This is a genomic window from Pseudomonas sp. AC112 (assembly GCF_979253545.1).
Genome location: NZ_CEEDCM010000001.1, coordinates 3,609,047 through 3,635,735, shown reverse-complemented (window position 1 = coordinate 3,635,735; position 26,689 = coordinate 3,609,047). Strand labels below are relative to the sequence as shown.

General features: G+C 59.5%; 27 protein-coding genes. 5 read left to right on the top strand and 22 right to left on the bottom strand.

The annotated features are described in order from the left end of the window. Nucleotides 1–100: 100 nt before the first annotated feature. The 15 genes from ybgF to AC0IYN_RS16695 form a co-directional block, all read right to left on the bottom strand. Nucleotides 101–934, bottom strand: coding sequence for a tol-pal system protein YbgF (ybgF, locus tag AC0IYN_RS16765; RefSeq protein WP_016975447.1), 834 nt, complete (start codon nt 932–934; stop codon nt 101–103). Between the two features lie 6 nt (nt 935–940). Then, nucleotides 941–1,441 carry a peptidoglycan-associated lipoprotein Pal gene (gene pal / locus AC0IYN_RS16760; RefSeq protein ID WP_003209827.1) on the bottom strand — a complete coding sequence of 167 codons (501 nt, stop codon included), beginning with the start codon at nt 1,439–1,441 and terminating at the stop codon, nt 941–943. Nucleotides 1,442–1,496: 55 nt separating this feature from the next. Continuing rightward, complete coding sequence (gene tolB / locus AC0IYN_RS16755; protein WP_033898484.1) at nt 1,497–2,777, bottom strand: Tol-Pal system beta propeller repeat protein TolB; 1,281 nt, start codon at nt 2,775–2,777, stop codon at nt 1,497–1,499. A gap of 17 nt (nt 2,778–2,794) precedes the next feature. Next, nucleotides 2,795–3,868 carry a cell envelope integrity protein TolA gene (gene tolA, locus AC0IYN_RS16750; RefSeq protein WP_016975448.1) on the bottom strand — a complete coding sequence of 358 codons (1,074 nt, stop codon included), beginning with the start codon at nt 3,866–3,868 and terminating at the stop codon, nt 2,795–2,797. Beyond that, on the bottom strand, nt 3,868–4,320 hold the full coding sequence (tolR, locus tag AC0IYN_RS16745; RefSeq protein WP_161634127.1) for a protein TolR: 453 nt from the start codon (nt 4,318–4,320) through the stop codon (nt 3,868–3,870). The genes tolA and tolR overlap by 1 nt, the downstream gene beginning before the upstream one ends. Nucleotides 4,321–4,343: 23 nt before the next feature. Next, on the bottom strand, nt 4,344–5,039 hold the full coding sequence (gene tolQ / locus AC0IYN_RS16740) for a protein TolQ (protein ID WP_010208111.1): 696 nt from the start codon (nt 5,037–5,039) through the stop codon (nt 4,344–4,346). A 1-nt stretch (nt 5,040) separates the two neighbouring features. Next, nucleotides 5,041–5,496 (bottom strand): tol-pal system-associated acyl-CoA thioesterase, encoded by a 456-nt coding sequence (gene ybgC / locus AC0IYN_RS16735; protein WP_015885610.1) that lies wholly within the window; start codon nt 5,494–5,496, stop codon nt 5,041–5,043. A 139-nt stretch (nt 5,497–5,635) separates the two neighbouring features. Then, nucleotides 5,636–6,694 (bottom strand): Holliday junction branch migration DNA helicase RuvB, encoded by a 1,059-nt coding sequence (gene ruvB / locus AC0IYN_RS16730; RefSeq protein ID WP_003193867.1) that lies wholly within the window; start codon nt 6,692–6,694, stop codon nt 5,636–5,638. After that, a complete protein-coding gene (gene ruvA, locus AC0IYN_RS16725; RefSeq protein WP_003175802.1) occupies nt 6,695–7,306 on the bottom strand; it encodes a Holliday junction branch migration protein RuvA in 612 nt (203 codons plus the stop codon). It abuts the gene before it with no gap. A 65-nt stretch (nt 7,307–7,371) separates the two neighbouring features. Beyond that, the gene (gene ruvC, locus AC0IYN_RS16720) at nt 7,372–7,896 is read right to left on the bottom strand and encodes a crossover junction endodeoxyribonuclease RuvC (RefSeq protein WP_016975450.1); all 525 of its coding nucleotides are present in this window, start codon (nt 7,894–7,896) and stop codon (nt 7,372–7,374) included. A gap of 170 nt (nt 7,897–8,066) precedes the next feature. Continuing rightward, a complete protein-coding gene (locus AC0IYN_RS16715; RefSeq protein WP_406598826.1) occupies nt 8,067–8,813 on the bottom strand; it encodes a YebC/PmpR family DNA-binding transcriptional regulator in 747 nt (248 codons plus the stop codon). 148 nt (nt 8,814–8,961) lie between these two features. Then, nucleotides 8,962–10,737, bottom strand: coding sequence for an aspartate--tRNA ligase (gene aspS / locus AC0IYN_RS16710; protein ID WP_021491234.1), 1,776 nt, complete (start codon nt 10,735–10,737; stop codon nt 8,962–8,964). 107 nt (nt 10,738–10,844) lie between these two features. Continuing rightward, entirely contained in the window at nt 10,845–11,066 is a 222-nt protein-coding gene (locus tag AC0IYN_RS16705; protein WP_010208103.1) for an FmdB family zinc ribbon protein, read from the bottom strand. Nucleotides 11,067–11,274: 208 nt separating this feature from the next. Next, on the bottom strand, nt 11,275–11,592 hold the full coding sequence (locus tag AC0IYN_RS16700) for a ribbon-helix-helix domain-containing protein (RefSeq protein WP_406598827.1): 318 nt from the start codon (nt 11,590–11,592) through the stop codon (nt 11,275–11,277). Nucleotides 11,593–11,772: 180 nt separating this feature from the next. Next, nucleotides 11,773–12,246, bottom strand: a complete 474-nt coding sequence (locus tag AC0IYN_RS16695; RefSeq protein WP_003193874.1) for a Dps family protein — start codon at nt 12,244–12,246, stop codon at nt 11,773–11,775. 415 nt (nt 12,247–12,661) lie between these two features. Here AC0IYN_RS16695 and AC0IYN_RS16690 point away from each other — a divergent pair, with 415 nt between their 5' ends. Then, nucleotides 12,662–13,264, top strand: a complete 603-nt coding sequence (locus AC0IYN_RS16690; protein ID WP_025854767.1) for a cold-shock protein — start codon at nt 12,662–12,664, stop codon at nt 13,262–13,264. Between the two features lie 79 nt (nt 13,265–13,343). Here AC0IYN_RS16690 and AC0IYN_RS16685 read toward each other — a convergent pair whose 3' ends face one another. Continuing rightward, nucleotides 13,344–13,550: a SlyX family protein gene (locus tag AC0IYN_RS16685; RefSeq protein ID WP_015885618.1), complete on the bottom strand. Its 207-nt coding sequence runs from the start codon at nt 13,548–13,550 to the stop codon at nt 13,344–13,346. Nucleotides 13,551–13,553: 3 nt separating this feature from the next. Then, a complete protein-coding gene (locus tag AC0IYN_RS16680) occupies nt 13,554–13,979 on the bottom strand; it encodes an HIT domain-containing protein (protein WP_406598828.1) in 426 nt (141 codons plus the stop codon). An 873-nt stretch (nt 13,980–14,852) separates the two neighbouring features. Between AC0IYN_RS16680 and AC0IYN_RS16675 the strand changes: the two genes are divergently transcribed. Beyond that, nucleotides 14,853–16,151 carry an OprD family porin gene (locus AC0IYN_RS16675; protein WP_406598829.1) on the top strand — a complete coding sequence of 433 codons (1,299 nt, stop codon included), beginning with the start codon at nt 14,853–14,855 and terminating at the stop codon, nt 16,149–16,151. A gap of 192 nt (nt 16,152–16,343) precedes the next feature. Here AC0IYN_RS16675 and AC0IYN_RS16670 read toward each other — a convergent pair whose 3' ends face one another. Beyond that, complete coding sequence (locus AC0IYN_RS16670; protein ID WP_100492222.1) at nt 16,344–17,186, bottom strand: mechanosensitive ion channel family protein; 843 nt, start codon at nt 17,184–17,186, stop codon at nt 16,344–16,346. Nucleotides 17,187–17,321: 135 nt separating this feature from the next. After that, nucleotides 17,322–17,807 (bottom strand): YajQ family cyclic di-GMP-binding protein, encoded by a 486-nt coding sequence (locus AC0IYN_RS16665; RefSeq protein ID WP_010208088.1) that lies wholly within the window; start codon nt 17,805–17,807, stop codon nt 17,322–17,324. A 123-nt stretch (nt 17,808–17,930) separates the two neighbouring features. Between AC0IYN_RS16665 and AC0IYN_RS16660 the strand changes: the two genes are divergently transcribed. Genes AC0IYN_RS16660 through AC0IYN_RS16650 form a run of 3 tightly spaced genes read left to right on the top strand, consistent with a single transcriptional unit; the run spans nt 17,931 to nt 21,512 of the window. Beyond that, nucleotides 17,931–18,848 carry a putative 2-dehydropantoate 2-reductase gene (locus AC0IYN_RS16660; protein WP_471842341.1) on the top strand — a complete coding sequence of 306 codons (918 nt, stop codon included), beginning with the start codon at nt 17,931–17,933 and terminating at the stop codon, nt 18,846–18,848. Between the two features lie 46 nt (nt 18,849–18,894). Next, nucleotides 18,895–20,931, top strand: coding sequence for a sensor histidine kinase (locus AC0IYN_RS16655; RefSeq protein WP_406598831.1), 2,037 nt, complete (start codon nt 18,895–18,897; stop codon nt 20,929–20,931). A 2-nt stretch (nt 20,932–20,933) separates the two neighbouring features. After that, on the top strand, nt 20,934–21,512 hold the full coding sequence (locus AC0IYN_RS16650) for a cob(I)yrinic acid a,c-diamide adenosyltransferase (RefSeq protein ID WP_457267598.1): 579 nt from the start codon (nt 20,934–20,936) through the stop codon (nt 21,510–21,512). A gap of 126 nt (nt 21,513–21,638) precedes the next feature. On the opposite strand, the gene AC0IYN_RS16645 is transcribed toward AC0IYN_RS16650, so the two are convergent. From AC0IYN_RS16645 to secA, 3 genes are all read right to left on the bottom strand, one after another. Further along, nucleotides 21,639–22,583, bottom strand: coding sequence for a Nudix family hydrolase (locus tag AC0IYN_RS16645; protein WP_471842340.1), 945 nt, complete (start codon nt 22,581–22,583; stop codon nt 21,639–21,641). A gap of 20 nt (nt 22,584–22,603) precedes the next feature. Next, the gene (gene argJ, locus AC0IYN_RS16640; protein ID WP_122685517.1) at nt 22,604–23,821 is read right to left on the bottom strand and encodes a bifunctional glutamate N-acetyltransferase/amino-acid acetyltransferase ArgJ; all 1,218 of its coding nucleotides are present in this window, start codon (nt 23,819–23,821) and stop codon (nt 22,604–22,606) included. A gap of 123 nt (nt 23,822–23,944) precedes the next feature. Then, nucleotides 23,945–26,680, bottom strand: a complete 2,736-nt coding sequence (secA, locus tag AC0IYN_RS16635) for a preprotein translocase subunit SecA (protein ID WP_406598834.1) — start codon at nt 26,678–26,680, stop codon at nt 23,945–23,947. Between the last annotated feature and the right edge of the window lie 9 nt (nt 26,681–26,689).

Here is a 26,689-nt window from a genome sequence, read left to right as displayed (position 1 = left end):
CCAACGCGTAGACCCCAAAAAGCGTGTTTCATAAAAGGGCGTGGATTCTAACGAAAAAACCCGCGCCAGGCGCGGGTTTCTTCTAAACGGGCGGCATTGCTTACAAGCGTTGCAGGTCCCGCTGGGCCAACTGGGCAGCGGAAGTCCCAGGATACTGGGCCACCACCTGCTGCAGAATGCCTTTGACCTTGTCGGTATGACCCAGGCGGCGTTCTACGTCAGCGAGTTTATACAGCGAATCCGGCACCTTGGCGTGCTTGGGGTACAGCTGGCTGACCTTGGCAAATGCCTGGCCCGCGCCCTGTAGATCACCCTTCGCCAGGTTGACTTCACCCAACCAGTATTGGGCGTTGCCCGCATACTGGCTGTTCGGGTATTTGCGCAGGAATGCGGTAAATGCCTGGCTGGCCTTATCGAAATCCTTGGCTTTGATCAGGTCGAAGGCTGCATCGTAATACAGCTTCTCCTTCGCCGGATCACCCGGTTCGCTGCTCGCGGCAGGGGCTTGGCTGGCAGCGGCCCCTGCTGCTGCACCACCGGCAGCAGCGCTTGGCGCGCCACCGGCAGAAGAATTATCAGGAGTTGCGGCAGGTTGAACGCCGGCTCCAATGCGTCGATCAAGATCCTGGTAACGCTCCAGGCCTTCTTGCTTCAGCTGGTTCACTTGATTCTGCAGTACTTCAATGGTGCCTTGTTGCTGCGCCAATTGATCCTGCATGCGTTGCAGCTGGTTGAACAGTTCGCCCTGTGCCGAGGGAGCGGACGTAGCCGCTCCCCCCGCATAGGCGCCGTTCGTGCCATAACCCGCTGGCGGATAACTGCTCCCGCTATTGTTATAGCCAGAGTTGCTATCTTCCACAGGAACCGCAGCCCACACCGCAAGCGGTGCGAGGCTGAGAGCCAATACAGTTAGAGCACGACGGCACGTTCGCATGACGAATTACTTACGCAGTTCGACGCGACGGTTTTGAGCCCAGGACTGCTCGTCGTGGCCAGTAGCAACTGGACGCTCTTTACCGTAGGAAACCAGTTCCAGTTGGCCTGGAGCAACACCTTGCAGTACCAGGTAGCGCTGAACGGCTTTCGCACGACGCTCGCCCAGTGCCATGTTGTACTCACGAGTACCACGTTCGTCGGTGTTACCTTCCAGAACAACGCGAGCGCCGTTAGCTTTCAGGTCCTTCGCGTGAACGTCCAGAGCGCGCATGGCTTCTGGTTTCAGGTCCGAACTGTCGTATTCGAAGTAGAAAGTGGTGATAGCGCGCAGAGCAGCTTCTTCGCTCAGGGAGCCGTCAACCGCACCAGTGTTAGCGCCGTAACCAGCGTTTGGATCAACAGCTGCGCCTTCACCGGCATTGTCGCCGCCTTTAGACGAGCAACCAACGGCTACGGACAGAGCCAGAGCCAGAGCAGCAAACTTACCAAACTTCAGCATTTCCATCGTGAAACTCCTAATGAACCCCAGTGTGTTAAGTACTTCTTTTTGTAGCGCCGCGTCAGTTCAGGTAAGGGGACCAGGATGGTTCTCTGACTTCGCCTTGTGCGGTAGGAAGTGGGAGCCTTACGCGTCCATTTATGGACACGAGCATCAAGACTCCCCGGCCCTGCTGGCGGGTGGCGTAGATTACCATGGTGCCGTTGGGCGCAACAGTGGCTGACTCATCAAGGTTGGTATCTGTGAGGATTTTTACGGTTCCGCGCTGCAAATCCTGGGCCGCAACCCGGAAATTAGTGAAACCATCCTGACGGTGAATCATCACCAACGTCTTTTCATCGGCCGAAAGCTTAGGGTTGGCGTTGTAGTTACCGATAAAAGTAACACGCTCTGCCCCACCACCATTCACGTTCGCCTTGTAGACCTGTGGCTTGCCGCCTCGGTCAGAGGTGAAGTAGATGGTCGAACCATCCTTGCCCCAGAACGGTTCGGTGTTGATGCCCGGGCCGCTGGTTGCGCGAGTGATCTGGCGCGAAGCCATGTTCATCACGTAGATGTCCGGGTTGCCATCCTTCGAGAGCACGAACGCCAGGCGCGAACCGTCCGGCGACCAGGCCGGTGCGCCATTGAGGCCTTCGAAGTTGGTGATCTGCTCACGACGGCCAGTATCGATGTGCTGGACGAAGATACGCGGACGCTTCTGTTCGAAAGACACGTAGGCAATACGCTTGCCATCCGGCGCAAAACGCGGAGACAGGATTGGCTCACGGGATTGCAGCAAAGTCACAGCCCGTGCACCGTCGTAGTCCGAGCGCTGCAAAGTGTAACGAGTGTTGTCTACGGAGAAGCGTTCAGCCGTTACGTACAGCAGACGCGTCGAGAAAGCACCCTTGATACCGGTGAGTTTTTCAAACGACTGGTCCGAGATGTAGTGGGCCATGTCGCGAATCTGCTCGGCAGTGCCCGAGACGCTGCCGGTCAAGACCTGCTGCTCAGTCGCCACGTTGAACAAGGTGTAGGTGATTTGCAGACGACCGCCGGCCGGCGTGATATTGCCGACCATCAGGTACTGCGCGCCCACCGCCTTCCAGTCACGGAACACGACTTCGCTGGCCTGGTTTGGCTGGCTGATCATGTTGCCTTTCGGAATCGGTGCGTAGTAACCGGAGTTGCGCAGGTCGTCGCTGACGATCTGGGCCATGTCGTCCGGCAGCACGCTGCCGCCCTGCCAGCCGAACGGTACTACGGCGATCGGGGTGGCCCGATCGCTACCGCTGGTAACCAGGATGTTCTTTTCATCCGCCGCCGCTATCCCTGCCATACAGCAAATAACGACAAGCATTCCTCGAAGAAGGTTTCTCACAAGGCTAGATCCTCAGGTGTGAATGTCATCTTGAATGAACGATAGGGAGCGAAGTCGCTTGGTTTCATTCCCTGCATCTCGGTCAACCGGCCAATGTTCTTGACCGCGGCAACCGCCGAACTGTCGAACGAACCGTCACCACTGGACTTGGACACGCTGACCGAAGTCACCGTACCGTCCGGCAACATGCCGATCTGCAGCACTACTGTCATGCCTTTGCGCGCCGAAGGTGGACGTGTCCAGCCTTCTGCTGCCCGCGCTCGAATCAGGTCATCGAAACTGCCCGCGACTTCATCACCACGCTCATCGGCCAAGGCTTGCTGACGCTGCGGCGTGTCGGAGAGCAAATCTGCCAAGGCCTGGGCCTTTTTCTCTTCGGCGGATTTACGCGCTGCTTCCTGGGCCTTTTTCTTCTGGGCGTCGGCGGCAGCTTTCTTCTTCGCGTCGTCGGCGACTTTTTTCTTCGCCTCGTCTGCTTCAGCTTTTTTCTTGGCGTCTTCGGCGGCTTTTTTCTTCGCGTCTTCGACTATTTTCTTCTTGGCGTCTTCAGCGGCCTTTTTCTTGGCCTCTTCTTCAGCCGCTTTTTTGGCTTCTTCTTCAGACTTCTTCTTGGCTATATCAGCCAATTGTTTCTCTTCGGCCTTTTTCGCTTCGGCAGCTTTCTCGGCTTTCTTGGCTTCATCAGCCTTTTTCGCCTCGTCAGCCTTCTTGGCTTCGTCAGCCTTTTTCGATTCCTCGGCCTTTTGAGCCGCCTCTTCTTTCTTTTGTTCCGCAGCAGCCTTCACCGCTTCCTGCTCGACCTTCTTCTGTTCCATCTGCTCGACTTCAGTCTGGCGCGCAGCCGACTTCTGGGCCTCACCCGCAATCTTCTGATTGGTCTGGGTGGTGGCCTGACTTTTCGATTTCAGCTGATACAGGGTCGCCTGCACGATCGGCTTGGCTGGCGGCAGGTCCGGGGTCATGGCAAAGCTGACGAACAGCATGCCAAACACCAGGACGTGCAGGGCAATTGCCCAGACGCTAGGCCAGAAGTAGCTTTCCGAGGCGGACGGCTCTCGCTGTTGCTGCATCAGGGCGCCTCGGTAATCAAGCCAACGTTACCCACGCCGGCCTTCTGCAGCCCGCCCATGGCGCCCATGACGGAGCCGTAGTCGACCGCCTTGTCACCGCGGATGAAGACCTGGGTGTGCTTGCCGCCTTCGTTGCCAGAGCGAATGATCTTGGTCACCGCGTCGGTCATCGCCGGCAAGGTCAGGGCCTTGTCCTGCTGCTTCTGAGTGTCGACTTCGCTGCCAAGGTTCCAGTAATAGGTCTTGTCGGACTTGATCGAAATGGTCAGCACCTGGGTGTTGTTGTCCTGGGGCAAGGCTTCGCTGGAAACCTTGGGCAGGTCAACCTTCACACCCTGGTTGAGCATCGGCGCGGTCACCATGAAGATAACCAGCAGCACCAGCATCACGTCGATGTAAGGCACTACGTTCATCTCGGCGACCGGCTTGCGCTTGGTTCGAGCTCGAGTGATTAAAGCCATCGGGAGGTACCTGCTTATTCTTCGCTGGTGTGCACTTTACGGTGCAGGATCGCCTGGAATTCATCGGCGAAGGTGTAGTAACGGCCAATCAGGTTTTCGCCGCGGGCGGCAAAACGGTTGTAGGCAATTACTGCGGGGATAGCAGCGAACAGGCCAATCGCGGTGGCGATCAGGGCTTCGGCGATACCCGGGGCTACGGTGGCCAGGGTCGCTTGCTGCGCCTGGGCCAGGCCACGGAAGGAGTTCATGATCCCCCACACAGTACCGAACAGACCGATGTACGGGCTCACGGAACCAACGGTGGCGAGGAACGGCAAGCTTTGCTCAAGCTTCTCTTCTTCGCGGGAAATGGCCACGCGCATGGCACGGGCCACGCCTTCCATGACCGCTTCCGGGTCAACGCCTGGCTGCTGGCGCAGACGGGAGAATTCCTTGAAGCCGGCGCGGAAGATCTGCTCGACGCCCGAATCCGGGTCCGGGTTGCTGCCGGCCTGGCGGTACAGCTTGGACAGGTCGATACCCGACCAGAAGCGCTCTTCAAAGCTCTCCAGGGCACGTCGACCGGCGCGCAGCAGGTTGCTGCGCTGAAAAATCATGACCCAAGAGGTAACCGATGCGGCTACCAGGGTCAGCATGACCAGTTGAACCACAACACTGGCATTGCTGACCAGGCTCCACATGGAGGAATGGTCGACGACGGTAGGTTCCACGCTAAATCTCCTGCTTTGATTGTTTACCCGCGCCGCTTACGTCGGCAAAGGCCGCACGTAGAGCTTCGGGAATGGCCCGGGGTTTCAAACTATTGGTGCGCACACAGGCCACCAGAAACTGCCCCTCACAGAGCAGCGTTGCATCCGTTGCCCGCCTGACCTGCTGCTTGAAACGCAGGCTGACACGGTTCAATTCGATTACTTCAGCGCTGACCAACAGTTCGTCGTCCAGCCGCGCCGGCGCGTGATAGCGCGCCTCGCTGGAATGCACGACGAATAACAGGTCCTCCCCTGCCAGCTGGGATTGGGCAAAGCCCAGCTCCCGTAGCCGCTCGGTTCGAGCCCGCTCCATGAACTTGAGGTAGTTGACGTAATACACGATGCCGCCCGCATCGGTGTCCTCGTAATAAACGCGACAGCGATGTGCGAACGACTGATCCCCGTTTTGCGCGCGCATACTCTAGTGCTTACTCCTCAGGTTGCCAATCCGGCTGGGCAACTGTTTTTTAATCCATCGAAACATTTCGAGTGACTGAATGACGACACCAGCCACTAGGACAGCACAAACCTCGGATAAATCGTCTGGCGTGAAGCTTTTAATCGTCCACTGCATCGAGGAATTCGTCTACTACAGGCATCTCGCCCAATCGTGACGGAATGTTTAACCCGAAGTGCAGATAGGCGTGGCGCGTCACCACCCGCCCCCGTGGCGTGCGCATGATGTAGCCCTGCTGGATCAGGTACGGCTCCAGCACATCCTCAATGGTGTGGCGCTCCTCACTGATGGCCGCCGCCAGGCTATCGACACCCACCGGGCCACCGTCGAACTTCTCGATCATGGTCAAGAGTAGACGTCGATCCTGGTGATCGAAGCCGTGCTCGTCCACATCCAGCAGGTTCAACGCCAGGTCGGCCACGGCCTTGGTGATATGCCCTTTGGCCCGAACTTCGGCAAAATCGCGCACGCGGCGCAGCAGACGGTTGGCGATCCGAGGCGTACCACGGGCCCGGCGGGCGATTTCAAACGCGCCTTCCGGGTCCAGCGGCAAACCGAGAATGCTCGCCGAACGACTGACGATGGTCGCCAGGTCCGCCGTGCTATAGAACTCTAGACGTTGAACAATGCCGAAACGGTCTCGCAACGGGTTGGTCAACATACCGGCGCGGGTGGTGGCCCCCACCAGGGTGAAAGGCGGAAGATCGAGCTTGATCGAGCGGGCCGCCGGGCCTTCGCCGATCATGATGTCGAGCTGGAAGTCCTCCATTGCCGGGTACAACACTTCCTCGACGATCGGCGAGAGCCGGTGGATCTCGTCGATAAACAGCACGTCATGGGGCTCGAGGTTGGTCAGCAACGCCGCCAGATCCCCCGGACGCTCCAGCACCGGGCCGGAGGTGGACTTGATCGATACGCCCATTTCCTGGGCGATGATGTTGGCCAGGGTGGTCTTGCCCAACCCAGGCGGCCCGAAGATCAGCGTGTGGTCCAGGGACTCACTGCGCCCGCGCGCAGCCTGGATGAACAACTCCATCTGCTCGCGCACGGTGGGCTGGCCGATGTATTCGGCCAGGCTCAGGGGGCGGATGGCGCGGTCCTGGACCTCTTCACGGTCGCGCGGACCGGTGGCTGCAATCAGACGATCAGCTTCAATCACTTAAATCATTCCCTTCAGGGCGCGGCGGATCATGTCTTCACTGCTCAGGTTCTTGTCCTTGATGGCCGATACGGCCTTGCTGGCTTCCTGCGGCTTGTAGCCCAGGGAAATCAGCGCGCTGACCGCATCGCTTTCGGCACTGGCGACCTGGCCAGCCGGCATGTCCGGCTGGTTCGGCACCAGGGCAAACATGCTCGGCACGACTTCCCAGGCCTTGAAGCGGTCCTTGAGCTCCACCAACAGGCGCTCGGCGGTCTTCTTGCCGACGCCCGGCACCTTGGTCAGCGCCGAGGTGTCCTGGGCCGAGACGGCACGCACCAGCTCATCCACTTCCAGGCTCGACATCAGGGCCAGGGCCAGTTTCGGGCCGACCCCATTGAGGCGGATCAGCTCGCGGAAGAAGTCGCGGTCGCGCTTGCCAATGAAACCATAGAGTAGTTGCGCGTCTTCGCGCACCACCAAATGTGTGTGCAGCGTTATCGGCTCACCGACCGACGGCAAGCGATACAGGGTGGTCATGGGCACTTCCAGCTCATACCCCAACCCATTTACATCCAGAATCAGGTGCGGCGGCTGTTTCTCAGCCAGGGTGCCGCGCAAGCGTCCAATCACGGTTCAGATCCTTAAAGCTTGGGGTCAGAGCACGGCCCGACCGGAAAACGATTGCGCTGATGCTATCAGAGACGCAGGCGCCCGCCACGACTGCGTGCCGTGCCCAGGCCATGAGGCAGCAAGCTTGAGCGAGTGTGCGCATGGCAAATGGCGATAGCCAGGGCGTCAGAGGCGTCGATCTGCGGTTTTGACGTGAGCTTGAGCATGTGCATGACCATCATCTGCACCTGCTCTTTGTTCGCCGCGCCGGTACCGACCACGGCCTGTTTGACCTGGGTGGCGGTGTATTCGGCGATCTCCATGCCCTCCTCGGCGCCCGCAACGATGGCGGCGCCACGGGCCTGGCCGAGCTTGAGGGCTGAGTCGGCGTTCTTGGCCATGAACACTTTTTCGATGCCCATGGTGACCGGCCCGTAGGTCTGGATCACTTCACGCACGCCGCGATAGACGATCTGCAGGCGCTCGGCCAACTCGCCCGCACCGGTGCGGATGCAGCCCGACGCGACATAGACACAGCCGCGCGGGGTCTGTTGCACCACGCCAAAACCGGTGATGCGCGAACCGGGGTCGATACCTAGGATTAAAGTCATAACGCCTGCGGGTTGGGTTTACAGCGGTGCGTGCCAGGCACACATTTGTGTAACAGCTTAGAACCCTGTGGGAGCTGGCTTGCCTGCGACGCAGGCACCTCGGTGTGTTAGTTGCACCGCGGTGATGCCTTCGCAGGCAAGCCAGCTCCCACATTGGATCTCTGTCGTACTTAAGTCAGTTGTTCGGCTACAGATTCCGGGATGTCGGCGTTGGAATACACGTTCTGCACATCATCCAGGTCTTCGAGCATGTCCAGCATCTTCAACACTTTCTGCGCTCCGTCCAGGTCCAGCTCGGCACTGGTGGTCGGCAGCATCACGATTTCTGCATCGGTGCCCTTGAAGCCAGCGGCTTCCAGCGCGTTGCGCACGGCGTAGAAACTGGCAAACGAAGTGAACACATCGATGGAGCCATCTTCGTTGGTCACCACGTCGTCGGCATCCGCCTCCATCGCCGCTTCCATCAGCGCGTCTTCATCGGTGCCCGGCGCGAAGGAGATCTGTCCCTTGCGCTCGAACAGGTAGGCCACCGAACCATCGGTACCCAGGTTGCCGCCGCACTTGCTGAACGCATGGCGCACAGCCGCCGCGGTGCGATTGCGGTTGTCGGTCATGCACTCGACCATCACTGCCACGCCGCCCGGGCCGTAGCCTTCATAGCTCAGCTCGACCATATCGTCGGTATCGGCAGCACCGGCGCCACGGGCCACGGCACGGTCGATGATGTCGCGGCTCATGTTGGCGCCAAGCGCCTTGTCCAGCGCCAGGCGCAGGCGCGGGTTAGAGCCCGGGTCGCCACCGCCCTGGCGGGCAGCGACGGTCAACTCGCGGATCCACTTGGTGAAAATCTTGCCTTTCTTGGCATCCTGACGCTCTTTGCGGTGCTTGATGTTCGCCCACTTGGAATGGCCAGCCATAACACAACTCCGAAATTCTGTAGAAACCTTGTCAATCCCGCTGGGCAGGACTTCTCTCTTTAAATCACAGCCCTTGTAACGCAAAGGCGCATCCGAAGATGCGCCTTTTTAGACTGCGTAAACCTCAGTGCAATTTCACGCAGCAGCCTTACTCAGCCTTCGGCGTCTCGCGCAGGCGGATGTGCAACTCGCGCAATGCCTTGGCATCCACTACACCTGGAGCCTGGGTCATGACGTCCGCAGCACTCTGGGTTTTCGGGAAGGCGATCACTTCACGGATCGACTGGGCGCCGGTCATCAGCATTACCAGGCGGTCCAGGCCGAATGCCAGGCCACCGTGCGGCGGCGCACCGTATTTCAGGGCATCGAGCAGGAAGCCGAATTTCTCTTCCTGTTCCGCTTCGTTGATGCCCAACAGGCGGAAGACCGCTTGCTGCATCTCTTTGCGATGGATACGGATCGAACCGCCACCCAGCTCGGTGCCGTTGAGCACCATGTCGTAGGCGCGGGACAGGGCGCCTGCAGGGTTGGCTTCCAGCTCGGCCGGCGAGCACTTCGGCGCGGTGAACGGGTGATGCAAGGCGCTGAAGCTGCCGTCGTCGTTCTCTTCGAACATCGGGAAGTCAACGACCCACATCGGGGCCCATTCGCAGGTCAGCAGGTTCAGGTCGTGACCCAGCTTGATCCGCAGCGCGCCCAAGGCTTCGCTGACGATCTTGGCCTTGTCGGCGCCGAAGAACACGATATCGCCGTCGACTGCACCGACGCGGTCGAGGATCGCGTTCAGGTTGTCCAGCGGAATGTTCTTCACGATCGGCGATTGCAGGCCGTCAACACCGTTGGCGCGCTCGTTGACCTTGATGTACGCCAGGCCCTTGGCACCGTAGATGCCGACGAACTTGGTGTAGTCGTCGATCTGCTTGCGCGGCATGCTCGCGCCGCCAGGCACGCGCAGGGCGGCAATGCGGCATTTCGGGTCGTTGGCTGGGCCGCTGAACACCTTGAAGTCGACTTCCTTGAGCTGGTCGGCCACGTCCACCAGTTCCAGCGGGTTACGCAGGTCTGGCTTGTCGGAACCGTAGCGGCGCATGGCTTCTTCGAAGGTCATGTGCGGGAAATCGCCGAATTCCAGGTCCAGCACTTCCTTGAACAGGTTGCGGATCATCTGCTCGGTCAGGCCCATGATCTCTTTTTCATCGAGGAAGCTGGTCTCGATGTCGATCTGGGTGAATTCCGGCTGGCGGTCGGCGCGCAGGTCTTCGTCACGGAAGCACTTGGCGATCTGGTAGTAGCGGTCGAAGCCAGCCACCATCAGCAACTGCTTGAACAGTTGTGGCGATTGCGGCAGGGCGAAGAACGAACCGGCGTGGGTACGGCTCGGCACCAGGTAGTCACGCGCGCCTTCCGGGGTGGCCCGGGTCAGGATCGGGGTCTCGACGTCCAGGAAGCCGTTTTCGTCGAGGAAGCGGCGGATACTGGTGGTCATGCGCGAGCGCAGGCGCAGCTTCTCGGCCATCTCCGGACGACGCAGGTCCAGGAAGCGATAACGCAGGCGGGTTTCTTCGCCGACGTCGGAGTATTCGTTGAGCGGGAACGGCGGGGTTTCCGATTCGTTCAGCACTTCCAGTTCATAGCCCAGCACTTCAATGCCGCCGGACGCCATGTTCTTGTTCACGGCACCGGCCGGACGCAGGCGCACCTTGCCGGTGATCTTCACGACGTATTCGCTGCGCACGCGGTCGGCGGCGGCGAAGCTCTCGGCGCGATCCGGGTCGAACACCACCTGGGCCAGACCATCACGATCACGGATATCGAGGAAGATCACCCCGCCGTGGTCGCGGCGACGGTGAACCCATCCGCAAAGGGTGATTTCCTGACCTTCCAGGGTCTCGTTCAGTTGGCCGCAATAGTGGCTGCGCATCATGGTAGTGGTTTCACTTCTCGTAATTCGAAATTCGGTGGAGGCCTGCCTCGTCACCGTACATTAAAGCAGGGGACGGATAATGCAGGAGCCTGCGCGTAGAGTTCAACTCAGTCTGCTTTGTCGCCGCCCGCCAGGTTCTTCTTCGAGCCGGTCTTGAAGTCGGTCTCGTACCAGCCGCTGCCGCTCAGGCGGAAGCCTGGCATGGACAACATCTTCTTGAGCTCCGGCGCCTGGCAGGCTGGGCAATCGACCAGCGGCGCGGCGCTGATCTTCTGAATGGCTTCCAACTGATGACCACAGGAAGCACATTGATAGTCGTACATGGGCATGGAGATGTCTCGGCAATCAGATCGTTACTGCGCCACGCCTGGCCTACGGGTGGGTGGCATGCGCAGCAAAGCGCGGGATTATATCTGGTAAATCGAGGCAGCGCAGCCGGCTTTCGCCCCGGAGCCTTGCCCTCCATGAAGGAGGGCCGGCCCCGAAGCCCGGTGGCTAGACCACCAGGGACTACACCGGTAAACAGGTAGGTTCAACTCACCCTTTCAAGGCATGAGCCACACACACCACCCTGACCAACCCACTGAAGTTCGTCACACCGCCATGACGCAGGTGCACTTCCCGATCGACGTCAGACAGCAACGCACTGACTGAACAGGCATTGATCCTGGCTATATCCGTGAGGATATTCCAATAGATCTGCTCCAGCCGCAGGCAAGTGGAAAACCCGTTGAGCCTCACTGACCGGGACAATGGCTTGGACAATCCCATATCGAACTCTTTTTCAAAGGGGTCGATCTTTTTCTTATGGAAACCACGGGTTTCCATCACTCCTTTACCCTTTCCGCGTGACATATACCTGACACTCCATTGCCAAACAGCAGCCCATGGGTTGTTCCATTGGGCAGTCGCCCTATAAAACAGCAAGCAGAGGCAGGCAACCAGAAGACGCGGCGTTGATAAACGTAGGACAACGCCAGGAAATGCGCGGAAACAAGCGAGCGGCGCCAGGACGGCGCCACTCAGGGTCGGCGTTTACTGATTTTCGAGCAGCGAGCGCAGCATCCACGCGGTTTTCTCGTGAACCTGCATGCGCTGGGTCAGCAGGTCGGCGGTCGGCTCATCGCTGACCTTGTCGAGCAGCGGGAAGATGCCGCGCGCAGTGCGAGTGACCGCCTCCTGGCCGGCGACCAACTGCTTGATCATCTCTTCTGCGCTGGGTACGCCTTCCTCTTCCTTGATGGACGAAAGTCGGGCGTAGATGGAGTAGGCACCCGGCGCGGGGAAGCCCAGGGCACGGATACGCTCGGCAATGGAGTCGACGGCCAGCGCCAGCTCGTTGTACTGCTCCTCAAACATCAAGTGCAGCGTGCGGAACATGGGGCCCGTGACGTTCCAATGGAAATTGTGGGTCTTCAGATACAGAACATAGGTATCGGAAAGCAGCCGTGAAAGCCCGTCGACGATGGATTTACGATCTTCTTCACTGATACCGATATCGATTGCCATGTTTATCCCCTTCAATTGACAAGCATTCATTGATCAGGTGCAGGACCACTCTAGCAAGAGTGCCAGCGATGCGCAGCCCGGCGCGGCAATTCGCCCCGGCGTGGCCGGTCAAACGGTGTGGCCGAAGCCTTTGGCCCGAGTAGGAAATATCCTTGCAACCCCGCCTGAATCACCTGCACGTGTCTAGGACAAGCGTTTGACGCAGAAATGCCATGCCCCTTGCAACACCCCGAAATGCTTGATTTGAGTAGGCACAGCCTTTGCTGTTAAATAGGCGGCGTGTCGTCGCCGTTACTTTCTGCGGCAGCGGCATAGGCTGATACCTCGCGCACGTGCCCAACGCCTCCCATTGTTCAGAAGCGAACCGTGCCAGTCAGCTCTTCCTTGTGATCCGTCTTAACGTGAGTTAATCAAAATGTTGAAAATCGTCCACCTGCTAACGGGCGTTGCAGCTTTGCTGCTGTCCTTTATACCGAGCTTGCAACAGGGAAGTCCTCCCTACCTGGAACAACACGACGCTCTGTACCTGGCCTTGTTCGGCCTTCTTAACCTGACGCTGGCACCGGTGATCCCTTACTGGAACAAAGGCACACGTCATCAACTGCAAAACCTGGTCAGCGCGCTGTTGGTACTGACCGTTGTCGTACAAACCCTCACCCTCCTGGCACCCATGCCTGAAGTCGGCGGCCACCCGGCCATCCTGCTCAGCCTGGTGATTGCTGTGGTCGCCATCGTTCTTCACCTGGCCATCAGCTTCTACCGTTCGTCCCCTGCGGCCTCGTCGCAAACCTACGACATGACCAATCGGGATACCGGAACCGTCAAGTGGTTCAACACGTCCAAAGGCTTCGGCTTTATTTCCCGTGATTCGGGCGACGATATCTTCGTCCATTTCCGGGCCATCCGCGGCGAAGGCCATCGCGTACTGGTGGAAGGCCAGCGCGTGGAGTTCTCCGTCATGAATCGCGACAAAGGCCTGCAGGCCGAAGACGTGATTGCTGCACTGCCGCGTCGCTGATACCCGCGCTCGCAGCAAAAAAAACCGCGAACCAGCCTGGCTGGTTCGCGGTTTTTTTATGCGCAGCCATTAGCCGCTCTCAATAGTGAGGCGGCGGCGCTTCTTCTTCGGACGTTTCAAATTGGCCGCCCATTTCTTCCTGGCGCTTTAGCAGTGCGGTCATCTGCAATTGCAGGCGCTCGACGGCCCGTTGCTGGGTGACGAGGATATCGTTGAGGGTTTCGATGGTGTCGTCCTGGAAGGCCAGGCGGCTCTCCAGGTCAGTGACGCGGTCTTGCAGATCCATGATTCAACCCTGGGTAAAGACAAAGTCAGCAGGCAACAGCTCGCGCAGACGGGCGCGGATGGCTGCCACTTGCGCATCGGTGTAAGGCTGCGCCGGATGCTTGCCCCATACCGGCGCCGGCCAGGCGGCATCGTCGCGCTTGCGCACGATCACATGCACGTGCAACTGGCTGACCACATTGCCCAGCGCGCCGATGTTCATCTTGTCCGCCGCCAGGCCCTCATTCAGCACCTGCGCCAGGGCCGTTGTCTCTTGCCACAACTGTTGCTGATCGGCGACATCCAGTTGAAACACTTCGCTGATACCGTTGATACGCGGCACCAGGACGAACCAGGGGTAGTTCGAGTCATTGGACAGCAGAAGTCGGCACAGGGGGAAGTCCCCCAGGGTCAGCGTATCTTGTTGAAGGCGTTGATCTAAAGCGAACACCGCAGGCACTCCGTTCGGCAGGTCAGGTTCAAGGCCACCAGCATACCTGCGAATCGCGCACGCTTCACGCCAGCCCCTGCGCGCCCGCTCAAAGTGCGATGAAAAAAAGCGCACCATTTAGAGACAAACGAATAATTCGACTTCGCTCAATGACCAATCCAGCCGTGAATAAATGAACACTGAGCAAACGATTACGACGAGACCCGCGACACAGAGGCTTCACGAGCCAAGGCATTGAGCCATCACTGCAGTCGAGCGTCATCGGGGGCCTGCACCAAAATGACCCATTTATGCCTCAAAGAGATCCGCCGATTACCCACTGGGCGGGGTGAACCGGTAACGTTTTACCCAGGTTCGGGATTTATGCACCCCACACCAAGGAAAGGAAGCGTGCGTCAAGGCCAAACCAATCGGCGTAAAAACCCCGTGCTTATGCGGTTTTCACGAAGCCACGACGTTTTTCACGAAAAAATGACATTCGAATTCCAGTTTGGGCACGCTTGCTGCATTCATCCCTTTATCGTCGGCAACGGCACCGGTAGGGACGCGGGTGTTTCGCGATGAAAAACAGCAGCGGTTCAATGCGCGCCAAGGATGATTTCAAACTTCGAAAGTAACGTTTTTTGCGTTCTTTTAACGGTTTAGAAACAGTATTGAAGTTGTCAGCCTCGTTACAGTGGGGCTGTGAATTTGCGACATGGATATAGCAATCTACGACAAGCTCGTAAAGAAGCTGAAAGGAAAGTTGGGCAAGTATCGCCAATATTGTCAGCGTGATATAACTTTGCGCCGACACAAAAAAGAAAGAGCCGCCCAGACAAAAATACAGGTGGGACGGCAGTACTCTTCCTAAAACCAAAGGAGCAAATCACGATGCGCGTGATGAAGTGGAGCATGATCGCCCTGGCTGTTTCAGCAGGCACTACGCAGTTCGCAATGGCGTCCTCTCAGGACGATTCCAAGGGCTTTGTTGAAGGCAGCACTTTCAGCATCAACACTCGCGCTCTGTACTTCAGCCGCGACTTCCGCAACAACCCGTCGGGCCCAGACTCCCAGAGCCGTGCAGAAGAGACCGGCCTGGGCTTCAACGCCCTGTACGAATCGGGCTTCACCCAGGGCACCATCGGCGTCGGCGTCGACGTGATCGGCCTGCTGGGCGTCAAGCTCGACAGCGGCAAGGGCCGTGCTGGCACGGGTCTGTTCCCAACCGGTTCCGACGGTCGCTCGCAAGACGACTACTCCAAAGGCGGCGGCGCGGTTAAATTCCGTATCTCCGATACTGTCCTGAAAATCGGTGACCAGTACACCACAGCCCCTGTATTCGCGTCTGACGACAGCCGCTTGCTGCCAGAGCTGCCACAAGGTATCTCGATCACCAGCAACGAAATCAAGGGCCTGAAGCTGGAAGGCGGTCACTTCACTTCCAGCATCGCGCAGAACCAGACCTACCATGACAGCCTGGGCCTGACCAAAACCGACTTTGTCGGCGGCGTGTACTCTTTCACTCCTGAGTTCACCGGTAGCCTGTACTACGCGAAAACCGAAGATTACTTCCGTAAGTACTACAGCAACCTGAACTGGACGCACGCGCTGAGCGACGACCAGTCGTTCGCCTTGGACTTCAACATCTACGACACCAAAAGCGAGGGCGAAGGCCTGCAGCGCGCTTCCAAGGACAGCGCCCTGCCGTTCGCAGAACGCACCAAGCTCGACAACCGCGCGTTCAGCTTGCAGGGTGCGTACACCATCGGTGCACACACCTTCACCCTGGCAGCCCAGAAAGTCACCGGTGACGGCGACTACGGCTACGGCGTAGATGGTGGCGGCACTGTGTTCCTGGCCAACTCCATCGCTCGTTCCGACTTCAACGCCGAAGGCGAGAAGTCCTACCAGGCGCGTTACGACATCAACATGGCAACCTTCGGCATTCCTGGCCTGAGCTTCATGACTCGTTACGTGACCGGTAGCGGCGCCAACACCGCCACCACCTCGAACGGCAAAGAGTGGGAACGCGACATCGAAGCCAAATACGTTGTACAGAGCGGCCCAGCGAAAAACCTGAGCTTGCGTCTGCGTCAAGCCACTTATCGCTCCGGCGATGGTGTGTACTACGGTTCGCCTTCGATCGACGAACTGCGTCTGATCGCGAACTACCCGCTGAACATCTTGTAATTGACGCTTTAATTACAACGATGACTTAAGGCTTCGGCCTTAAACAAAAAGCCGCTCCCTTGCTTAGCAAGGGAGCGGCTTTTTTATGGCTGTAATGTTTCAGCATCGGAATAACTAGCAAGCTAACTAACGAGATTAGCGCTTGCAGCTTGAACCTGACCTAACGGCCAAGTTCAAGAGTACGACCCCACATTACTTGGCAGCAGTTTCTTGCATTACGCGAATGACCCGCTGCGGAAATGGAATATCAATCCCCGCCGCCTTCAAGCGGTCACGTGCAAGTTCGTTCAACATGAACACCACGTCCCAATAATCCGCCGTCTTGGTCCAGCAACGCAGGGACACGGTGATCGAACTGTCACCCAAGGTCGAAACCACCGCGACAGCAGCAGGGTCTGCCAATACACGTGGGTCTTTCGCCAGTTCCAGCAACACGTCACGGGCTTTTTGCAGGTCGGCCTCATAGTCCACACCCACATCAAACACCACCTTGCGGGTCGGCTGACGGTTGGTGTTGGTGATAAGGCCGTTGGACAGGATGCCGTTCGGCACGATCACAGTCTTGTTGTCGCCGGTACGCAGCACGGTGTGGAAGATCTGGATGCTATCGACGGTACCCGAAGTGCCTTGGGCTTCGATCCAGTCACCAATACGGAACGGGCGGAACAACAGAATCAGCACGCCACCGGCGAAGTTCGCCAGGCTACCTTGCAATGCCATGCCAATGGCCAGGGTGGCGGCACCGATCGCCGCAATGAACGAGGTGGTTGCCACGCCGATCATCGAGGCCACGTTGACCACCAGCATGATTTTGAGCGCGACGTTCGCCAGCCTGGTGATGAAATGTTGCAGCGCCATGTCGGCATTGCGCAGTGCCAGCAAGCGCCCCACGCGGTGGGTCAACACGTTAATCAGCCACCAACCGATGACCAAGGTGACCAAAGCCAGCAAGAACCGGCTCCCGTATTCCATGATCATCGGCAACCACGATTCCGAGGTCTTGATCAGGTGATCCATTTCAGCGTTCAAATCCATCTACATTCTCCTGTTAACCGGATGTTCGGCGTAATGAGCGGCCATAAATGCAATTGAGCCCCGTAGGGCTCAATAGTCGGCGCAGGTTCTGGGGCGTGGGACGTCAAAAACGCCGACAGGTTCCCCAATGTGCCATCAGTCGCGGAAGTTGTTGAACTGCAGCGGCATATCGAAGGTCTTGGCGCGCAGGGCCGCAATGGCCTCTTGCAGGTCGTCACGTTTCTTGCCAGTGACGCGAACCTGCTCACCCTGGATCGCGGCCTGGACTTTCAGCTTGGCGTCCTTGATGTGGGCGACGATTTTCTTCGCCAACTCCTTATCGATGCCTTCCTTGAGGATGGCTTCTTGCTTCATCAGCTTGCCGGAAGCGTAGGCGTCCTTGATTTCAAGGCACTGCGCGTCGATCTTGCGCTTGACCAGCGACAGCTTGAGGATCTCGATCATCGCTTCCAGCTGGAAATCGGCTTCAGCGGTCAGGTTGACGGTCAGCTCTTTTTCCTTGAATTCGAAGCTGCCCTTGCCTTTCAAGTCATAGCGACGGTCCAGTTCCTTGACGGCGTTCTCGACGGCGTTGGTGACTTCGTGTTTGTCCAGTTCGGATACCACGTCGAACGAAGGCATGTCATTTCTCCAATATAAGGGGCGGGCTCAGTAGAGATGGAGCGCGCCCAAGCTAAAATGCCGAGGCATTATAGCGGTTCTTTCGCCGCATTCACTGTGAGCGACCCCAAGGAGCACAAACTGATGTCGACCACCTGGCATATTCTCGGCGCCGGCAGCCTGGGCACACTCTGGGCCACCCGCCTGGCGCGCGCGGGCAGGCCCGTCAGGTTGATCCTGCGTGATAAGGCGCGCCTGGCCAGTTATCAGGCGAGCAAGGGACTGACCCTGGTGGAACAAGGCATTGAGCAGACTTACCCCGTGGCAGGCGAAACACCTGACAGCCCTGGGCCGATTCATCGCCTGTTGGTGGCGTGCAAAGCCTACGACGCTCAAGGCGCCGTCGCACAGTTGCAACACCGGCTAGCTCCAGATGCCGAGCTGATCCTGCTGCAGAACGGCCTTGGCAGCCAGGATGCGGTCGCCGCGCAATTGCCCCAGGCTCGCTGCATCTTTGCCTCCAGCACGGAAGGCGCCTTTCGCGATGGCGACTGGCGTGTCGTGTTTGCCGGCCATGGCTACACCTGGCTGGGCGACGCGAGCCACCCTACCCCGCCGCTGTGGCTGGATGACCTGCACGCCGCTGGCATCCCCCACGATTGGAGTACCGATATCCTTACGCGGCTATGGCGCAAGCTGGCCCTCAATTGCGCCATCAACCCGCTGACCGTGCTGTATCAATGTCGTAACGGCGAATTGCAGGCCCATCACTGCGAAGTCGCCACCCTGTGCGCAGAGCTGGCTGAACTGCTGGAATGCTGCGGCCAGCCTGCTGCCGCGCTGGACCTGCAACACGAAGTAGAACGGGTGATCCAGGCCACCGCCGCCAATTACTCTTCCATGTACCAGGACGTGACCGCCGGCCGTCGCACCGAAATCAGCTATCTATTGGGCTATGCTTGCCAGGCGGCCGCCCGTCACCAACTGAACCTGCCGCATTTGCAGCAGTTGCAGGTGCGCCTGGTCGAGCAGTTACTTGCACGCGGATTGCCCCGCGACTGAGCCACGCGCTACCCTGCCCGCCTGTCTATCACCTGGGAAAACCCTGATGCCGCTGCGCCAGCGTCTTGAAAACCTACCGGTCGGGCAGAAACTGCTGGCCGCCCTGCTGGTGCTGTTGACCACCGTATTGTTGGTGGCCAACCTGACCTTTATCAGCGCCGCCTACTGGATCTCCCAGGAAAGCATGGCCCCCCAAGCCTTGCAGGCAATTGGTCGCCTGGTGTCCAACCCCGCGCTCGCCGCCGAAGCCCTCGAATCACCCGCCAAGGCGGACGCCCTGCTCAATGAGCTGACCAGCTATTCCCCCTTGCGCGCCGCCGCCCTGTACGACGGTGAAGGCAACCGCCTGGCGCAGATGCAACACGGCGACCGCCTGCACCTGCCCGACAACTACCGGCATATCGAAGCGTGGCGCGTTACCGAGTTTCGCAGCAACCAGATCATCACCCTGCCCCGTGCTGGCCAAGCGTCCGGGCACCTGCTGCTGGTGGCCAGCAGTGAGCTACCGGTGGCGTTCTACACGGGCACGCTGACGGCCAGCCTGGGCATCCTGATTTTCAGCGTGCTGCTGTGGTTGATCATCGCCCGCCAGATCAAACGCCTGATCACCCGGCCGATCCACGAACTCGAAGAGTTGTCGCGCCAGGTCACCCGCGAAGAGAACTACGCCCTGCGCGCCGGCCGTGGCAACCACGATGAAATCGGCAGCCTGGCCGAAGCCTTCAACACCATGCTGTCGCGCATCGAAGCCCGCGAGCAGCAACTCAAGCGCGCACGGGACGACTCCCAGGCGGCCTACGACCAAGCCCAAGGCCTGGCCGAAGAGACGCGCCACACCAACCGCAAGCTGGAACTTGAAGTCCAGGTTCGCAGCAAGATCGAGAAAAAACTCACCGGCTTCCAGAATTACCTGAACAGCATCATCGACTCGATGCCCTCGGCACTGATCGCCCTGGATGAACAGCTCTACGTGACGCAGTGGAACCAGGAGGCCAGCGCGCTTTCCGGTACCCGCCTGGATGAAGCGCTGAACCAGCCGATCTACCTGGCCTTCCAGCCGCTCAAACCCTACTTGCCGCAGATCAGGGCAGCGGTCGAGCAACACACCGTGGAGCGCATCGAGCGGGTCACCTGGTTCAAGGACGAAGAACCCAAGCATTACGCCCTGACCTTCTACCCATTGATGGGTGGCGCCGGGCGTGGCGTTGTGATCCGTATCGATGACATCACCCAGCGACTGTCCCTGGAAGAGATGATGGTGCAGTCCGAGAAAATGCTGTCGGTGGGCGGCCTGGCCGCCGGCATGGCACACGAGATCAACAACCCGCTGGGGGCGATCCTGCATAACGTGCAGAACATCCGCCGCCGCCTGTCTCCCGACCTGCCCAAGAACCTGGAGCACGCTGAGCAGGCCGGCATCGAGTTGGAAACGGTCAACCACTACCTGCAAAGCCGCGAAGTGCCGCAACTGCTCGATGGCATCCAGCAAGCCGGGGCGCGGGCGGCGAAGATCGTCACCCATATGCTCAGCTTCAGTCGTCGCAGCAACCGGCAGATGGCACCGTGTGACTTACCGGCGCTGATCGACCAAGCGGTGGAAATCGCCGGTAACGACTTCGACCTCACCATCGGCTTTGACTTCAAGGGCCAAGCGATCATCCGCCAGTTCGACCCACAGTTAGGCCCGGTACCCGGCACCGCCAACGAACTGGAACAGGTCCTGCTCAACCTACTGAAAAACGCCGCCCAGGCCATTCACCTGCGTGAAGATGACAGCGAACCTGGGCGCATCATCCTGCGCACCCGCCTCAACCCGCCGTGGGCAGAAATACAGGTGGAGGACAATGGCATCGGCATGAGCGAGAACGTGCGCAAACGCACCTTCGAGCCATTCTTCACCACCAAGGAAATCGGCCAGGGCACCGGGCTCGGGCTGTCCGTGTCGTATTTCATCATCACCAACAACCACAAGGGCCAGATGGAAGTGCACTCCACCCTGGGCCAAGGCACGTGTTTCACCTTGCGCCTGCCACTGGCCGGCAGCCAACTGCCGCCTTACGACCTCACCCAACTGGAGCAATGACCATGGGCTTTCGCCTATCGAAGATCTACACCCGCACCGGAGACAAGGGCGAAACCGGCCTCGGTGACGGCCGTCGTGTGCCCAAGGATCATCCACGGGTGGAGGCGATTGGCGAAGTCGATACGCTGAACAGTCAGCTCGGCTTGCTATTGGCCTATCTCGAAGCACTCGGCGGACAGCATCCCGGCTTGCAGGACGTGATTGAGGTGCTGACGCCTTGCCAGCATCGGTTGTTCGATCTGGGCGGCGAGTTGGCAATGCCGGAGTACAAGGCGTTGAATGCGGCCGAGGTGGATCGTCTGGAAGCGGCGATTGATCGCTGGAATGAAGAGGTCGGGCCGCTGGAGAACTTCATCCTGCCCGGTGGTTCAGCATTGATCGCCCAGGCCCACGTGTGCCGCAGCGTGGCGCGCGGCGCGGAGCGGCGGTGTCAGCAGTTGAATGCGATTGAGCCGCTGGAGGGTGTTGGTTTGGCGTATATCAATCGGCTGTCGGATTTGCTGTTTGTGGCGGCCAGGATAATCGCCAAGCGCCAGGGGGTTGCGGAGATTTTGTGGCAGGCGGCCGCTAAGCCACACTGATGTTTTTTGGGTGATTGATCTGGCCCCTTCGCGAGCAAGCCCGCTCCCACATTCGACCGCATTCCAACGCTGGAATGCATTCAAATGTGGGAGCGGGCTTGCTCGCGAAGAGGCCCGTCAGAAACATCAAACCTGCGGCCAGAACGCGCGAATGCCCGCCACACCTTGAGCCCCGGCTTCCCAAGCCTGCTCCCTCTCGGCAGGCCCTACCCCGCCCAACAGAAACACCGGCTTGCTGAACCCTCGGATCAACTCCGCCGCCTGCTCCCAACCCAACGGCTGGGCATCGGGGTGAGTCTGGGTCGGCTGCACCGGCGACAGCGTGACAAAATCCACGTCCATCATTTCCGCCAAGGCCAGCTCTTCTGCGTTGTGACACGACGCCGCCAGCCAGCGGCCCTTTGGCAGTGGTCGGCCCTTGCTGGCGTATTTACGCAATTGCGCCGCCGTCATGTGCCAGCCGGCTGCAGGAAAATCCCCCAACCATTCAAACGGCCCCTTGAGCATCAACTGCGCCTTGCCCGCGCACAGGCCCACCGCATCCACCGCGAGGTCTCGGTATTTGGGGTCGTAGCCGTTGGGCGCGCGCAGTTGCACCAGCTTGATGCCGCCAGCGATGGCTTTCTGGATACCGCGCAGTAACACCGGGGTTTCCAGCTCGCCAGGGGTGATCAGGTACTCAGCAGGCAAGCGCGCAGCGGCAACAATCGGCGCGTTGGCCGCCGGGAATTCATAGTTGAGCAAATCCCGCGGGGCAACCCATTCCAATGGCTGCCCCTCGGCACCATGAGGCTCGCCGGTAAACGCCGACACTTCCCAGACATCCAGCAACACCTGTTTGTCCGGGTAATCATGCTGCACCTTGATCAGCGGTCGCGCGGCAGTGACCTGGATGCCCAGCTCTTCCTGCAATTCGCGAGACAGCGCGCCAGCGACCGACTCCTCGGCCTCCACCTTGCCACCGGGAAACTCCCAGAGGCCGCCCTGGTGCTGGGTATCGGCGCGGCGCGCCAACAGGATCCTGCCGTCGACACCGCGGATCACCGCGGCTGCTACATGAACTCGTTTCACCGCGCTTTTCCTCTTGGCGATCAGGTACGGTATTCCGCGTTGATCTTCACGTATTCGTGGGACAGGTCGGTGGTCCAGATGGTTTCGCTGCACGCGCCGCGACCCAGCTCGATGCGAATGGTGATTTCTTCCTGCTGCATCACCGCCGAGCCTTGGGCTTCGGTGTAGGTCTCGGCACGGGCGCCACGGCTGGCGATGCACACGTCGCCGAGGAACACGTCAATCTTGCTCACGTCGAGGTCAGGCACGCCGGCACGGCCCACAGCGGCCAGGATACGGCCCCAGTTCGGGTCAGACGCAAACAGCGCCGTCTTGATCAGCGGCGAATGCGCTACGGTGTAGCCAACGTCCAGGCATTCCTGGTGATTGCCGCCGCCATTCACTTCAACGGTAACAAACTTGGTGGCGCCCTCGCCGTCACGCACGATGGCCTGGGCGACTTCCATGCACACTTCGAACACCGCCTGCTTCAACGCCGCGAACAACGGGCCGCTGGCCTCGGTGATCTCCGGCAGGTTGGCCTGGCCGGTGGCGATCAGCATGCAGCAGTCGTTGGTCGAGGTGTCGCCATCGATGGTGATGCGGTTGAACGACTTGTTGGCGCCGTCGAGGATCAGGCTGTGCAGCACGTCGCGGGAGACTTTGGCGTCGGTGGCAATGTAACCGAGCATGGTCGCCATATTCGGGCGAATCATGCCCGCACCCTTGCTGATACCGGTCACGGTGACGGTCACGCCGTCGTGTACGAACTGACGGCTCGCGCCTTTTGGCAGGGTGTCAGTGGTCATGATGCCGGTGGCCGCAGCCGCCCAGTTATCCACAGACAGGTCGTCGAGCGCGGCTTGCAGGGCGCCTTCGATTTTTTCCACAGGCAGCGGCTCACCGATCACGCCGGTGGAGTATGGCAGCACTTGGCTGGCATCCACGCCTGTCAACTGGGCCAGCTTGGCGCAGGTGCGCGCGGCCGCCACCAGGCCGGGCTCGCCAGTGCCGGCGTTGGCATTGCCGGTGTTGGTCAGCAGGTAGCGGATCGTGCCGGCCACGCGTTGCTTGGCCAGGATCACCGGCGCAGCGCAGAACGCGTTGAGGGTGAACACACCGGCGACGGTCGAGCCTTCGGCACAGCGCATTACCACCACATCCTTGCGCCCCGGGCGCTTGATGCCGGCCGAAGCGATACCGAGTTCAAAACCGGCAACCGGGTGCAATGTGGGCAAAGGACCAAGACCAACAGCCATGAATGCGCTCCTTAAAAATAGGTGATGTCTGTGCCGTCGTGATCGACGGTGAAATTAATGGCAAAACGCCGCGACGGCAGAGGCCGGTCGCGGCGCAGGGTGTTGCAGCGTCAGGCAAAAATCTTAGTTGATTTCGCCGTGGCAGTGTTTGAACTTCTTGCCCGAACCGCACCAGCACAGCTCGTTACGGCCCAGCTTCTGATCATTGCGTACCGGGGTTTGAGCCAGGGCCACATCGACCTCTTCGCCCAATACCTCAGGGGCTTCCAGGCCCGGCGCTTCGTCGTGCTGGAACTGCATGCGCGCTGCCAGTGCCTCGGCTTCCTGGCGCAGGCGAGCTTCTTCCTCGATCGGGTCTTCGCGACGCACCTGAACGTGGGACAGCACGCGGATAGAGTCGCGCTTGATCGAATCTAGCAGCTCGGAGAACAGCGTGAACGACTCGCGCTTGTACTCCTGCTTCGGGTTCTTCTGGGCGTAGCCACGCAGGTGGATACCATGACGCAGGTGATCCATGGTCGACAGGTGATCTTTCCACAGGTCGTCCAGCACGCGCAGAACGATCTGCTTCTCGAACGTGCGCAGCGCCTCGGCACTCGCCTGCTCTTCTTTCTCGTTGTACGCGGCCAGCAATTCGGCCATCAGTTTTTCACGCAGGGTTTCTTCGTACAGGTGATCGTCTTCGTCGAGCCATTGCTGAACCGGCAAGTCGACACCGAAGTCGCTCTTCAACGCGGCTTCCAGGCCGGCAACATCCCACTGCTCTGGCAGGGACTGTGGCGGGATATGTGCGCTGACGGTGGCGTTGAGTACGTCCTGACGGAAGTCAGCGATGGTCTCGCCAATGTTGTCGGCGGCCAGCAACGTGTTACGCATGTGATAGATCACTTTACGCTGTTCGTTGTTGACGTCATCGAACTCGAGCAGTTGCTTACGAATATCGAAGTTGCGGCCTTCCACCTTGCGCTGGGCTTTCTCGATGGCGTTGGTCACCATGCGGTGCTCGATCGCTTCACCGGACTGCATGCCCAGGGCCTTCATGAAGTTCTTCACGCGGTCCGAGGCAAAGATGCGCATCAGGCTGTCTTCCAGGGACAGGTAGAAGCGGCTGGAACCGGCGTCACCCTGACGGCCGGCACGACCACGCAGCTGGTTGTCGATACGGCGCGATTCATGACGCTCGGAAGCGATCACCTGCAGGCCACCGGATTCCAGCACGGCCTGGTGACGCTTCTGCCAATCGGCCTTGATCTGGGCGATCTGCTCGGGTGTCGGGTTGTCCAGGGAAGCCACTTCCACTTCCCAGTTACCGCCCAACAGGATGTCGGTACCACGACCGGCCATGTTGGTGGCGATGGTCAGTGCGCCTGGGCGACCGGCCTGGGCGATGATCTCGGCTTCTTTTTCGTGGAACTTGGCGTTGAGGACCTTGTGCTCGATGCCTTCCTTGTTGAGCAGGTTGGACACGTGCTCGGAAGTCTCGATGGTGGCGGTACCCACCAGGATCGGACGACCCTGGGCCATACCGTCCTTGATGTCGTTGATGATGGCCGCGTATTTCTCTTCGGCCGTCAGGAACACCAGGTCGTTGAAGTCTTTACGCGCCAACGGCTTGTTCGGCGGAATGACCATCACGGCCAGGTTGTAGATCTGGTGGAACTCGAACGCTTCAGTGTCGGCCGTACCGGTCATGCCGGACAGTTTGTTGTACAGACGGAAGTAGTTCTGGAAGGTAGTGGACGCCAACGTCTGGCTTTCAGCCTGGATGTTGAGGTGCTCCTTGGCTTCGATGGCCTGATGCAGGCCTTCGGACAGGCGGCGACCCGGCATGGTACGGCCGGTGTGCTCGTCGACCAGCACGACCTGGCCGTCCTGCACGATGTATTCGACGTTGCGGTGGAACAGCTTGTGGGCGCGCAGGCCGGCATATACGTGGGTCAACAGGCCCAGGTTGTGTGCCGAGTACAGGCTTTCACCCTCGGCCAGTTCCCCGATCTGGGTCAGCATTTCTTCGACGAACTGGTGACCGGCTTCGTTGAACTCGACCTGGCGGGTCTTCTCGTCGATGGTGAAGTGACCTTCTTTGGTCACCACGCCTTCCACTTCCTCGATATGCTGCTCCAGGCGCGGGATCAACTTGTTGATCTCGGTGTACAGGCGCGAGCTGTCTTCGGCCTGGCCGGAGATGATCAGCGGGGTACGGGCTTCGTCGATGAGGATGGAGTCGACTTCGTCGATCACGGCAAAGTTGAGTTCGCGCTGGAATTTTTCTTCCATGCTGAACGCCATGTTGTCGCGCAGGTAGTCGAAACCGAATTCGTTGTTGGTGCCGTAGGTGATGTCGGCAGCGTAGGCGGCGCGCTTCTCTTCCGGCGGCTGGAACGGCGTTACCACGCCGACGGTCAGGCCGAGGAATTCATACAGCGGGCGCATCCAGTTGGCGTCCCGGCGAGCCAGGTAGTCGTTCACCGTCACAACGTGCACGCCCTTGCCGGACAGTGCGTTGAGGTAAACACCGAGGGTTGCCACCAGGGTCTTGCCTTCACCGGTGCGCATTTCGGCAATCATGCCTTCGTGCAAGGTCATGCCGCCAATCAACTGGACGTCGAAGTGGCGCATGCCCATGACACGCTTACCGGCTTCACGGGCGACCGCGAAGGCTTCGGGAAGCAGCTTGTCGAGGGTTTCACCTTTGGCTATGCGGGCCTTGAACTCTTGGGTCTTGGCGCGCAATTGCTCGTCCGAAAGGGCAACCATCTGCTCTTCGAAGGCATTGACCAGCTGCACCGTCTTGAGCATGCGTTTGACTTCGCGCTCATTCTTGCTTCCAAAAAGTTTCTTTAACAAAGGCGCAAACATATCGGCAGG